The sequence below is a fragment of the Levilinea saccharolytica genome, assembly GCF_001306035.1.
GTDB lineage: Bacteria > Chloroflexota > Anaerolineae > Anaerolineales > Anaerolineaceae > Levilinea > Levilinea saccharolytica.
The window spans coordinates 126,353-138,411 of record NZ_LGCM01000038.1; the positions used below are offsets into that span (position 1 = coordinate 126,353).

Genomic DNA, 12,059 nt, shown 5'->3' on the forward strand with positions numbered 1-12,059 from the left:
CAAGGTTGGGACTGCGAGGATTTGTTATTGCGGAGTTGGCCGAATTTCCCCAAATCAGCCCCTGAAATAGACCGTTGTTGCGTTAGATGCACACGCGCTGCGCTATACTGACATCGAAAGGGTTATTCAATCTACATGACCGCCGCGAATAATAAAGCAGAACGTTTGGCACAAATTGAAGCATTGTTGTTAGCAAACCCTCAAGGGTTGACTCAGGCGGAACTGGCGCGCCGCTTGGGCGTGAATCGTTCCACCATCCACCGTAATTTGCAGAGCATGACCGCGCCGGTGTACGAAGAGGGGGGACGGCTGTTTATAGACCGCGAAGCCTCGTTGGTGAATGTGCGCTTTTCGCTGCACGAGGCGGTGTCTGTTCACCTGGCGGCGCGTTTGCTGGCCAACTGTTCTGACCGGCAAAACCCGCACGCGGCTTCAGCGCTGCGTAAGCTGGGGCTTTCCCTGCGGACTCTGGCGCCCACGATTGCTAAATTCGTGCAGGCTTCGGCCAATGAGATGGATAACCCTTCGGGCCGCAGGGCGGATCCGCGCTATTTGCAGGTGATGGAGAAGCTGACCCTGGCCTGGGCGGAACGGCGGCGGGTGCACATTTGGTATGAAAATCGCGAGCAAATCAAGCAGTATGATTTTGCTCCTTATTACCTGGAGCCGTACGCGACCGGTCAAACCACGTATGTGATTGGGACGATTGCCCCGCAGAATTTACGGCGCACGTTCAAGGTAGAGCGCATTCAACGCATCGAGCTGCTGCGCCAGGAGTACCAAATTCTTGAAGATTTGGACCCCGAGACGCTCTTTATGGACGCCTGGGGCATTTGGACCAGCGAGCGTCAGCCGGTGAAAGTGGTGTTGAAATTTGGGCCGCGAGTGGCAAGCAGGGTGAGGGAAACTCGCTGGCATCGCTCAGAGCAGGTGACCGTTCTTCCAGACGGCAGCCTGCTCTGGAGTGCTTGGGTGGCCGAACCGCGCGAGATGATGAACTGGATCCGCGGGTGGGGGGCGCAGGTGGAAGTTTTGGAGCCGGAAGAGGTGCGCAGCGAGATAGCTCAGGAAGCACGGGATATGGCGCGCCTATATGAAGGAGATGGGAAGCCGTCTGGGGAGGGGTAAGTATGAGCGGCGACAGAGGAGGGTAAAGGATGGCTTATGATCCGCGCATTCACCATCGGCGGTCCATCCGCCTGCAGGGGTATGACTATACCCAGGCGGGGGCGTACTTCATCACCCTGGCCGCCCACGGGCGGGAGCCGTTGTTTGGCAGGGTGCAGGATGGGCAGATGCATGTGAATACGCTGGGGAAAATGATTGCTGAAGAGTGGGAGCGGTTGGAGCGGCGTTTTCCAAGCGTGGAATTGGACGCTTTTTGTGTGATGCCGGATCATTTGCACGCGATTCTGGTGCTTGCCGACCGGGGGGTGGGGGGCCGCCGCGCTGCGGCGTGTGAAGAATTTGGCGCGCCGGTGGTAAGGTCGATTCCTACCATCGTCCGATCGTATAAATCGAGCGTGACGCAGCGGTATCAGATTTTGTGCGGGCGAGATGCGCCGCAGATTTGGCAGCGCAATTATTATGAGCATGTCATCCGCAATGCGGCGGCGTTGGAGCGCATCCGCCGGTATATTATTGAGAATCCGGCGCGGTGGAAGGGGTAGGGGCACGGGGGATGTGTAACGGATTAAGTCTGGGGTTAAACCCCCGTGCCCCAACGGGGGATCCGTAAAGAATCGGTAGGGGCACGGGGGATGTGTAGCGGATTAAGCCTTGGGTTAAACCCCCGTGCCCCGACGAGGGATCCGTAAAGAATCGGTAGGGGCACGGGGGATTTGTGACGGAATGAGCCCGAGGTTAAACCCCCGTGCCCCAACGGGGGATCCGCAAAGAATCAACGTAGGGGCACGGGGGATTTGTGATGGACCGAGTCCAAGGTTAAACCCCCGTGCCCCAACGAGGGATCCGTAAAGAATCGGTAGGGGCACGGGGGATTTGTGACGGAATGAGTCTGAGGTTAAACCCCCGTGCCCCGACACGTGCCCCAACGGGGGATCGGCAACGAATTGGGGTAGGGGCACGGGGGATTTGTGACGGACCGAGTCCAAGGTTAAACCCCCGTGCCCCAACGGGAGATTTGTAACGGAATGAGGCCAAGGTTAATCCCCCGTGCCCCGACACGTGCCCCAACGAGGGATCCGTAAAGAATCAGCGTAGGGGCACGGGGGATGTGTAACAGATTAAGCCTGGGGTTAAACCCCCGTGCCCCAACACGTGCCCCAACGGGGGATCCGCAAAGAATCAACGTAGGGGCACGGGGGATTTGTGACGGACCGAGTCCAAGGTTAAACCCCCGTGCCCCAACGGGAGATTTGTAACGGAATGAGGCCAAGGTTAATCCCCCGTGCCCCGACACGTGCCCCAACGGGGGATCCGTAAAGAATCAACGTAGGGGCACGGGGGATTTGTGATGGACCGAGTCCAAGGTTAAACCCCCGTGCCCCAACGGGGGATTTGTGACGGAATGAGTCCGAGGTTAAACCCCCGTGCCCCGACACGTGCCCCAACGAGGGATCCGTAAAGAATCAACGTAGGGGCACGGGGGATTTGTGACGGAATGGGGTCGAGGTTAAACCCCCGTGCCCCAACGGGGGATTTGTGACGGAATGAGTCCGAGGTTAAACCCCCGTGCCCCGACACGTGCCCCAACGGGGGATCCGTAAAGAATCAACGTAGGGGCACGGGGGATGTGTAACAGATTAAGCCTGGGGTTAAACCCCCGTGCCCCGACACGTGCCCTAGGAATAAAAAAAACCGCCAGATATTGAATCTGACGGAAAGTGACTCACCAGGGACTTGAACCCTGAACCCACTGATTAAGAGTCAGTTGCTCTGCCATTGAGCTAGTGAGCCGAATTACGTGGCTATTATACCGCGTTCTGCCCGGCTGTCAATGCGAGGGTTAGCGCAGCTCTTTGCCAAAGGGGAACAAGGCCAGCGGGATCAACTTCAGATGCTGGCTGGCAAAGGGCAGCCCCACGATGGTGAGGGCCAGAATGGCGGCATGCACCAGGTGGGCGACGGCAATTTCCCAGCCGAACAGCACCGCCCACAGGATATTAAACAGTGCCTCCAAAAAGCCCCCTGACTCTGGCCGAACAACAATCTCGCGGCCAAAGGGGGTCAACGTGGCGATGCCCAGCTTGATGGACTGAATCCCAAAGGGGATGCCCACGATAGTCAGGCAGGTGGCCAGACCGCCCAAAATATACCCCATACCGGCGACAAAACCGCCAAACAGCAGCCAGATGACATTACCCAGAAAGCTCATCGTACACTCCTTTCACTCTACTTCTATGTACGCAATTTTCTGGGAAAAGTTGCGCCCCGCTCAGGCTGGCCCCAGGGCTGCGGCGTTGGCGCAGAAGCGCAGCGGCTGACCGGCCAGCCCCAGGAGCAAATTCTCCACCGCGATCTGGGCCATGTTCAGCCGCACCTGCCCCGCGGCGCTGGCGATGTGGGGGGTGATGATCACGTTGGGCATGGCCAGCAGTGGGCTGTCGGCGGGGATGGGCTCGGGATCAAAGACATCCAGCGCGGCGGCAGCCAGACGGCCGGATTCCAGGGCCGCCTGCAGGGCCTGCGGTTCTACAATGGGGCCGCGCGCAGTGTTCACAAGCACCGCCCCGGGCTTCATTTGCCCCAGGGTCTCGGCGTTGAACATCCCGCGGGTTTGCGGGGAGAGATACACATGAATGGAGACGAAATCGCTCTGGCGCAGCAGCTCTGGCAGAGACACAAACTGGATACCGAAACATTTCTCCAAGTGCGTATCGGGATTGAGGTCGTGCACCAGCAAGCGCATGCCAAAGCCCTGGGCGCGGCGCGCCACGGCCTGGCCGATGCGGCCGAAGCCGACGATCCCCAGTGTGCCGCCGTACAGGTCTTTGCCCACCAGGATATCTGGCCCCCAGGGGCGCCAGATGCCGGCGCGCACCTCACGGTCGCCCTCCACCACGCGGCGGGCGGCGGCCAACAGGAGGGCCATGGCAAAATCGGCGCAGGCTTCGGTGAGCACGCCGGGGGTATGCCCCACGGGGATGCGGCGGGCGGAGGCGGCGGCAAGGTCAATGTTATCGGTGCCGACGGCCATTTGCGACAGCACACGGAAATTGGGCCCGGCCAGCGCGATCATCTCAGCATTCAGCGGATCCGTCAGCAGGGAGAGCAGACCGTCCAGGTGGGGCAGGCGCGCTTCCAGTTCGGCGCGCGGGGGCGGCCCGCTGCCTTCCCATACCTCCATCTGCACGCGGCCTTCCAACTGTTTTAGGGCCTGGGCGGCAATACGCCGGGTGACAAATATCCGCGGGCTATCCATCTTCACCTCCTGGGGCGGGTTGAGATGCTATGTTGATATAATAAATGAAAGGGCCAGGGCGCTCACGGTGCGCCCTGGTTTTGTTCGCAGAAGGTGCGCAGAGCGGCCAGGGTCTCGTCAATATCTGCGTCGGTGGTGGTGGGGGACATGTGGCCGATGCGGATGATTTGATCTTTGAGCGCACCCAACCCGCCGGAGATTTTGATTCCGGCTTCGCGTTCCAAATAAGAAACGATTTTGCCCGTGGGCACGCCCGCGGGGCCGTAGGCAGCGGTGAGCACGGGGGCCAGCATTTCATCCGGCGTATAGGGGCGCAGCCCAATCTGGCGCAGACCCTGACGCAGGCGCAAGGCCAACCCGCGGTAACGCTCCAAGCGGGTGGCAATGCCTTCGGCCAGCAGCTGCTTTAAACTGGCGTTAAGCGCCATGACGTTGTTGGTGGCCATGGTGATGGGGAAGGGATGCCAGTCGGCCCAATCTTCGGCGTAGTGGCGCCACACGCGCAAGTTGGTGTACCAGCCGTGATTTGAAGACGGCACCCGGTCGATCGATTCCCAGGCGCGCGGCCCCACCGCCACAGGCGCCAGGCCAGGAGGGGCCCCCAGGCATTTCTGGGTGGCTGAAGCCATCAGGTCAATGCCCCAGTCGTCCATCTGAAAGGGCAGGCCGCCCAGAGAGGAAACCGCATCCACGAAGAAGAGCACGCCGCGCTGGCGGCAGAGCGCACCAATTTCGGCGATGGGGTTGGCGATGGTGGTGGAGGTTTCCAGATGAACCACAGCCACGGCGCGCGCGTCGGGGTGGGCATCCAACGCGGCGGCGAAATCGGCACTGCGCAGGGGCTGACCCCATTCAGCCGTCACCGGCACCGTCACCAGGCCGCTGCTTTCAGCGATGGCCACCAGGCGCTGGCCGAAAAAGCCGTTGATCCCCACTAGCAATTTTTCGCCGGTCAGCAGCGCCGATCCCAGGCAGGCGTCGATCCCCGCCGAGCCAGACCCTGGCATGAGGAAAATATCGCCGGAGGTCTGGATGACCTGGCGCAGCAAGGAGAGGGTTTCGTTGTAAAAATCGGTGAAGGCCGGGCCGTAATGCGGCGGGACGGGGCTGCCCATAGCCTCCAAGACCGCCGGATCGGGCTGGATGGGGCCGGGGATCATCAGCTTGAGCGATTGTTTGAGCATGGGGAGGAGGTCCTTTCCAAAACGAATTTGGGACGACGGGGTTCTGATTAAACAATAGCGAAAAAATAAACGTAATTCAACCCGTGTGATCGGCTGGTGACAAATGTCACGCAAATAAGTGTGATTAAGAGGTATCTTGTCTCATCGAATCGGATTCTGTATATTAAAGACGTACCTGCAAATCTATTGACAAAAATTTGAAAAATAGTGTAAGATGTCATGTATCTTGCCATGTAAACCGCAGAGAAAGACACTGCACGAGGATCAAAGCCCTTGCCCATTCTTTCAGATGCCGCAGGTACTGGCTTTTTCCCAATTACCTTGAGCAAATTCTCCCTTTCGCGCTGAAAAGCGTCCGGGAATTAACGGCAGAACGTTAACGCCCTACATTATGACTACCTGTCGTACCCTCACACTGAAGGAGGTGCATCTCGCGCAGATATTCTGAGCGAATTTCAGAGGATGAACCAGGCAATCTACAGCCACATTTCGAACACGAAGTGATCACTAAGGAGGATCAGAAGATGTCGAAGCGTATTTTGGTATCTGTGTTTTTGCTGGCGGCGGTTTTGTTGGCTTCCTGCCAACCCGCGGCCGCCCCGGCAGCCCCTGCGGCAGACACCGGCCCGATCAAAGTGGCGGTGTTGGCCCCGTTGAGCGGCCCTGTGCCGACCTTTGGTGTTTCCACCCGCGACGGCGCGTTGATGGCCATCGAGGAATGGAATGCCAAGGGCGGCGTTTTGGGCCGCAAGATTGAAGCGGTCGTGGAAGACAGCCAGTGCACGCCTGACCCGGCTGTGAACGCGGCCAACAAGGTCATCGATCAGGATAAGGTGCACTACATCATCGGCGAAGTGTGCTCCAAGGCTTCCATTCCGATTTCGGAAATTGCCGAGGCCAAGGGTGTGGTGCAGATCAGCCCCACCTCCACCAACCCGGATGTGACCCTCAAGGCGGACGGCTCGACCAAGAAGTACATCTTCCGCGCTTGCTTCATTGACCCCTTCCAGGGTCTGGTGATGGCCAAGTTCGCCCAGGGTAAGGGCTACAAGACCGCCTTCATCATGTTCGATCAGGGCAATGACTACGTGCGCGGCCTGGCCGAAGCGTTTGAAAAGTCCTGGACCGAAGCCGGCGGTACCGTGGTCGGTAAGGAAACCTACACCAGCCAGGACACCGACTTCTCGGCGATTTTGGCCAAGGTGGCTGAGAGCAAAGCCGAAGTGCTCTTCCTGCCCGATTACTACAACATTGTCAACCTGGTGGCTGCTCAGGCGAAGGAAAAGGGCGTGACCTCTGTGATGATGGGCGGCGATGGTTGGGATTCGCCTGATCTGGATGCGAAAGCCTCCGACGGCGGCTTCTTCTCGAACCACTACTCGCCGGAAGATACCCGCGCCAAAGTGGTTGACTTCGTGAAGGCATACAGCACGAAGTACGGCGCGACCCCCGACGCCCTGGCCGCTCTGGCCTATGACGCGACCTACCTGCTCCTGACGGCCATTGAAAAGGCCGGCTCGGACGACCCGGCCAAGGTTGCCGAAGCATTGGCTGCCATTGAACTGGAAGTTGTTTCTGGTAAGGTCAGCTTTGATAAATCGCACAACCCGATTAAGGCTGCGGCTGTGCTCCAGGTGAAAGACGGAAAGGTATCCTTCGTCGAGTCGGTAGCTCCGTAAGACGAACGACGATCCACGAGGGGCGGCCGCTGAGGCCGCCCCTCGCTACAACTGCTTCCCCAGGTGAAACCCTATGAGCGTTTCCTCCACCACAGCAAATCGCCCTTCATTGTATGATCTGATTATCAAAAGGGGATGGTTAGGCAAAGGGCTGTTGATTGTTGTTGGGCTGCTGGCGTTATGGAAAATTGTTGTTTCGCTGCTGGCCAATCCAACCCTTTTCCTCCAGCAAGTCATTAACGGCTTGCAATTGGGGTTTGTGTACGCCCTGATTGCTTTGGGCTATACGATGGTCTACGGCATTGTGCGCCTGATCAACTTTGCGCACGGTGACGTTTTTATGGTTGGGGCCTTTGTCAGCTTTTACGGCATCGCTCGTTTTCAGCTGCATAATTGGCTTTCGAACCTGGCCCCCAACCTGCCGCCGATTTTGACCCAGGCGGTGGGCACGTTGTCGGTGATGGCTGTGGCGATGGCGATCTGCGCGCTGTTGGCCTTTACCATTGAGCGCATTGCCTATAAACCCCTGCGCAATGCCCCGCGAATTTCGGCCCTGATCACTGCCATTGGCGTTTCCTTCTTTCTGGAATATTTTGGCGCGTTGAAGTTCGTTTTCACCCCTAATTTCATCACCTATAAGCGCCCGTTTGAAATTACCACCTGGTTTGTCAACACGAAGGGCATTGGCCAACTGATCCAAGGGGATACGATCCCAGAAGGCAGCGTTATTTTCTCGAACATCTTCATCATCATCGTGATTGCCTCTGTGGCTCTGTTGATGGCGTTGAATTACATTGTGCAAAAAACCCGGGTCGGCAAGGCCATGCGCGCGGTGGCATATGACAAGCAGACCGCTCGCCTGATGGGTATTAATACTGACTGGATTATTTCCTTCACCTTCATGATCGGCGCGGCCCTGGCTGGCGCAGCCGGTATGTTATATGCGGTAGCTTTCCCGCAGGTATTCTTCTGGATGGGGATCATCCCCGGCCTGAAAGCCTTCGTCGCGGCCGTCTTGGGCGGCATCGGCAGCATTCCTGGCGCGGTGATTGGCGCCTTGATTATGGGCCAGGCGGAGGTGCTCAGCGCTGCCTACATCTCGACCCCCATGCGCGATGCCATCGCTTTCAGTATCCTGATCATCGTGCTGCTTATCCGCCCCACCGGTATCTTCGGTGAACCCAGCCGAGAAAAAGCCTGAGGCCGCTATGAAAAAAATTCCACGAAGCTCTCTCATTTTCTACGGCGGCGCATTAGTGTTTTTCATCGTCGTCCAATTGTTGATCAGCTTTGGGCTGCTCAACGCCTTCTGGAACACCATCTTGCGCCTGGGCGCGGTGATGGCCATCGTCAGCCTGGGCCTGAACCTGATTTACGGTTTCAACGGCCAGTTCTCCCTGGGACAATGGGCCTTTTACGCCATTGGCGCTTACTGCGCGGCGGATATCACCTACCGCTGGGCCAATTTGGGCAGCGCAGGCGGGTTGATGGTGGTGCTGATGATTGTGCTGTTCACCGGCGCGGCGATTTTATTCCTGCGCACGCAGTTGAGCAAGATCCGCCGCCTGGACGCGCTTTCAGCCTTCTCCATCTACTTGCTCACCACTCTGATTTTGGGGTATGTGGCGCTGCAAATTGGCAAGGCCTTAGACGCGCCCGTAGCGGCTGCTTTGAAGGCTTTGCCGCCCGCGGTAGCGCTGCAAGTGGTCTTCTTCTTCGCGGTCATCCTGGCGGGTATGCTGGCGGCGGAAATTAGCTTCCTGTTCGGCCTGCCGATTTTGACCCTGGGTTCCGACTACTTTGGCATTGCCACTCTGGGCCTGACCATCATCACCAAAGTGCTGCTGGACAATTCCGACACCCTGCTGGGCTTTGCAGAGATGAAGGGTGCGCGCGGTATGATCGGCATTCCCAAGATCACCACCTGGTTCTGGGTGTTTCTGTTCCTGATCATCACCATCGTGGTCACGCGCAACCTGTTGAATTCCAGCTACGGGCGGGCCATCCTGTCGGTGCGCGAAGATGAAATCGCCGCCAAGGCGATGGGCATTGACGTAGCCAACTACAAAATTTTGACCTTCGTCATTGGCTCCTTCTTTGCGGGCCTGGCAGGCGGGTTATACGCCCATATCAACGGCTTCCTGCACCCAGATACCTTCAACTTCATCAAATCCTTTGACCCCATGATCGTGATCGTGTTTGGCGGCCTGGGGAGCGTGACGGGGACCATCGCGGGAGCGTTTGCGTGGGCTTTGGTGCTGGAAGGCTTTTTACGCCTGTTCCTGCCCGAAGGGTTTGAAACCTGGCGCTTTGTGGTCTACCCACTGCTGCTGTTGATTATGATGCTGCTGAAACCCAGCGGGATTTTCGGCGGTTATGAAATCCCCTTCATTCGGGCCGTCTTGCCGCCCAATCAGCCCAAACGAGCTGAGGATTTGCGGTCTGAGGACGCTATTCAAAGCCAGGAGGCCGGTTTATGAGCGCCGCCAACCAACCCACCCCCAAGGCTGCCGAAACGGCAGCGCCCGAAAACACCCTGGAAATCCGCAAGCTGAGCAAGGTCTTTGGCGGCTTGCGCGCGGTCAACAACATGGAGTTCAGCATCCCCAAAGGCGCGCTCTTCGGGCTGATCGGCCCCAACGGCGCGGGCAAGACGACCGTGTTCAACATGATTACCGGCGTTTATGAGCCCACCTCAGGGGATGTGATCTTCAACGGCACCAACATCACCGGCTTGGAGCCGCACCTGATTAACCAAATGGGCATCGCCCGCACCTTCCAAAACATCCGCCTGTTCCAAAGCCTGTCTGTGCTGGATAATGTGCGCATCGCGTACCATCCGCACGCCGGTTACAGCATGAGTGATTCGATTTTCCACAACCATAAGTATGAGGTGAAGGAAAAAGAGCTGACGGAGCGGGCGGTGGAATTTTTGTCGGTCTTCAACCTGCAGGACCGCCTGCGCGAGACGGCTAAAAACCTGCCTTATGGTGAGCAGCGCCGCCTGGAAATTGCCCGTGCGTTGGCGGCCAACCCCAGCCTGCTGCTGCTGGATGAACCTGCGGCGGGCATGAACCCCAATGAGTCTGTGGCCTTAATGGATCTGATCCATTTTATCCGCGAGCGCTTTAACCTCACCATTCTGCTGATCGAACATCAAATGCGCGTGGTGATGGGCATTTGCGAGACGATCGCGGTGATGGATTTTGGGGAACGCATCGCTCTGGGAACCCCGCAAGAGATCCAGAACGATCAGCGTGTGATTGAGGCCTACCTGGGCCCGGGTTCGGCGGCCTTATCCGAAAAATTCAAACGGAAGAAGAACTGATGATGCTCAACGTTCAAAATCTTCACGTATACTATGGTGCCATTCACGCGCTGAAAGGGTTGAATTTCCACCTGGAACAGGGGGAAATCGTGACCCTGATCGGTGCGAACGGCGCGGGCAAATCCACCACGCTCAACGCGCTGTCTGGTTTGTTGGCCGCGCGCGAGGGCAAGCTGGAGTTCGAGGGTGAGGATATCACCCGCACACCGGCGCAAGATATCGTCCGCCGCGGCGTCATCCAGGTCCCTGAGGGGCGAAAAATCTTCGCGACCCTGACGGTGATGGAAAATCTGGAAGTGGGCGCGTACCTGCATCCCGATAAGGCGCAGATCGAGAAAGACATCGAAAGCGTCTTCAAGCGCTTTCCGCGCCTGAAAGAGCGCCGTAACCAGCTGGGCGGGACGCTTTCGGGCGGTGAACAGCAGATGCTGGCCATTGCCCGCGGGCTGATGTCGCACCCGAAGCTGCTGCTGTTGGACGAGCCTTCGATGGGTCTGGCTCCTATCCTGGTGGAGCAGATTTTTGAGATTATTCGCGACATCAACGATCAAGGAACCAGCATCCTCCTGGTGGAACAGAATGCGCAGATGGCGCTTTCGATTGCGGATCGGGCGTATGTGTTGGAAACAGGCCAGGTGGTGCTGGAAGGCGACGCACAGGAAATCCTGCATAACCCTATGGTGATGGAAGCCTACCTGGGCGGCCATTAAAGGAGATCAGAATGACTTCATTAAAACGCATCCTGCTCTTCTTCGTTCTGCCGATCGTGGCGATCTTACTGTACCCGCCTGAAACGTTGATCGGCGGTTGGGCGGTCATCCTGGTGTTGATTGCCTTCATGGTGGTGATGGGCTGGCTGGTGAACCGCGGGCGCGGCCTGGCATTGACCTTCTTGATCTTCCTGCAAGGCATGAACGTGATCATCCGGTTGATGATGTTCGCTTCCAATTCCGTCCCTGCCGACGGGGTGTTTAACTACCCTTATATGATCACTTCTGTGCTGGGGCTGGCCCTGTCCTTCTGGCTGATGCTGCGGCTCGACCGGGTGGACGTGCGCGCCACGATGACCAGCTAATTTTTTTACTCTCTTGCATGAGCGCAGCCCCCGATCGCCGATCGGGGGCTGTTGATTTTTTGGGCGTGTTATAATTTGGGGTATGAAAAAATGGCAAAAAATTCTACTGGTGATATTGGTGGTGCTGTTTTGCGGCGGTGTGACCTTGAGTTTGCCGGTGGTGCGCAATTCACTTTCCTGGCGGCTGGATCAGCTGCGCATTCGGGTGGTGTACGCCCTCTTCCCGCCGGAGAAAGAAGTCTTTGTGCCGGAAGCCTCTCCGCAAACCCCTGCCGCTCTGCCCGGCTCGACCGGGTGGACGTGCGCGCCACGATGACCAGCTAATTTTTTTACTCTCTTGCATGAGCGCAGCCCCCGATCGCCGATCGGGGGCTGTTGATTTTTTGGGCGTGTTATAATTTGGGGTATG

12 protein-coding genes and 1 tRNA gene are annotated in these 12,059 nt (G+C 57.9%); 9 read left to right on the plus strand and 4 right to left on the minus strand.

Annotated elements, in window-relative coordinates; translation table 11 throughout:
- Positions 1-135 precede the first annotated feature (135 nt).
- Positions 136-1,128, plus strand: coding sequence for a helix-turn-helix transcriptional regulator (locus tag ADN01_RS10930; protein ID WP_062419540.1), 993 nt, complete (start codon positions 136-138; stop codon positions 1,126-1,128).
- Positions 1,129-1,157: 29 nt separating this feature from the next.
- The gene (locus tag ADN01_RS10935) at positions 1,158-1,670 is read left to right on the plus strand and encodes a transposase (protein WP_062419539.1); all 513 of its coding nucleotides are present in this window, start codon (positions 1,158-1,160) and stop codon (positions 1,668-1,670) included.
- Positions 1,671-2,847: 1,177 nt separating this feature from the next.
- Here the strand turns inward: ADN01_RS10935 and ADN01_RS10940 are convergent.
- The 4 genes from ADN01_RS10940 to ADN01_RS10955 all read right to left on the minus strand — a co-directional run bounded on the left by ADN01_RS10940 (position 2,848) and on the right by ADN01_RS10955 (position 5,568).
- Positions 2,848-2,919 (minus strand) — tRNA-Lys (locus ADN01_RS10940).
- Between the two features lie 49 nt (positions 2,920-2,968).
- Positions 2,969-3,337, minus strand: coding sequence for a YccF domain-containing protein (locus tag ADN01_RS10945; protein WP_062419538.1), 369 nt, complete (start codon positions 3,335-3,337; stop codon positions 2,969-2,971).
- 60 nt (positions 3,338-3,397) lie between these two features.
- Complete coding sequence (locus ADN01_RS10950; protein WP_062419537.1) at positions 3,398-4,384, minus strand: 2-hydroxyacid dehydrogenase; 987 nt, start codon at positions 4,382-4,384, stop codon at positions 3,398-3,400.
- A 62-nt stretch (positions 4,385-4,446) separates the two neighbouring features.
- On the minus strand, positions 4,447-5,568 hold the full coding sequence (locus ADN01_RS10955; protein ID WP_062419536.1) for a pyridoxal-phosphate-dependent aminotransferase family protein: 1,122 nt from the start codon (positions 5,566-5,568) through the stop codon (positions 4,447-4,449).
- A gap of 524 nt (positions 5,569-6,092) precedes the next feature.
- On the opposite strand from ADN01_RS10955, the gene ADN01_RS10960 reads away from it, so the two are divergent.
- The 7 genes from ADN01_RS10960 to ADN01_RS10990 all read left to right on the plus strand — a co-directional run bounded on the left by ADN01_RS10960 (position 6,093) and on the right by ADN01_RS10990 (position 11,966).
- Complete coding sequence (locus ADN01_RS10960) at positions 6,093-7,247, plus strand: ABC transporter substrate-binding protein (RefSeq protein ID WP_062419535.1); 1,155 nt, start codon at positions 6,093-6,095, stop codon at positions 7,245-7,247.
- 73 nt (positions 7,248-7,320) lie between these two features.
- Positions 7,321-8,448 carry a branched-chain amino acid ABC transporter permease gene (locus ADN01_RS10965; RefSeq protein ID WP_082142948.1) on the plus strand — a complete coding sequence of 376 codons (1,128 nt, stop codon included), beginning with the start codon at positions 7,321-7,323 and terminating at the stop codon, positions 8,446-8,448.
- Between the two features lie 7 nt (positions 8,449-8,455).
- A complete protein-coding gene (locus ADN01_RS10970) occupies positions 8,456-9,727 on the plus strand; it encodes a branched-chain amino acid ABC transporter permease (protein WP_062419534.1) in 1,272 nt (423 codons plus the stop codon).
- A complete protein-coding gene (locus tag ADN01_RS10975; RefSeq protein ID WP_062419533.1) occupies positions 9,724-10,575 on the plus strand; it encodes an ABC transporter ATP-binding protein in 852 nt (283 codons plus the stop codon). Before ADN01_RS10970 ends, ADN01_RS10975 begins: the two co-directional genes overlap by 4 nt.
- Positions 10,575-11,285 carry an ABC transporter ATP-binding protein gene (locus ADN01_RS10980; protein ID WP_113918794.1) on the plus strand — a complete coding sequence of 237 codons (711 nt, stop codon included), beginning with the start codon at positions 10,575-10,577 and terminating at the stop codon, positions 11,283-11,285. Before ADN01_RS10975 ends, ADN01_RS10980 begins: the two co-directional genes overlap by 1 nt.
- Positions 11,286-11,296: 11 nt before the next feature.
- Positions 11,297-11,650: a hypothetical protein gene (locus ADN01_RS10985; RefSeq protein ID WP_062419532.1), complete on the plus strand. Its 354-nt coding sequence runs from the start codon at positions 11,297-11,299 to the stop codon at positions 11,648-11,650.
- 82 nt (positions 11,651-11,732) lie between these two features.
- Positions 11,733-11,966: a hypothetical protein gene (locus ADN01_RS10990; RefSeq protein WP_075071128.1), complete on the plus strand. Its 234-nt coding sequence runs from the start codon at positions 11,733-11,735 to the stop codon at positions 11,964-11,966.
- Positions 11,967-12,059 lie beyond the last annotated feature (93 nt).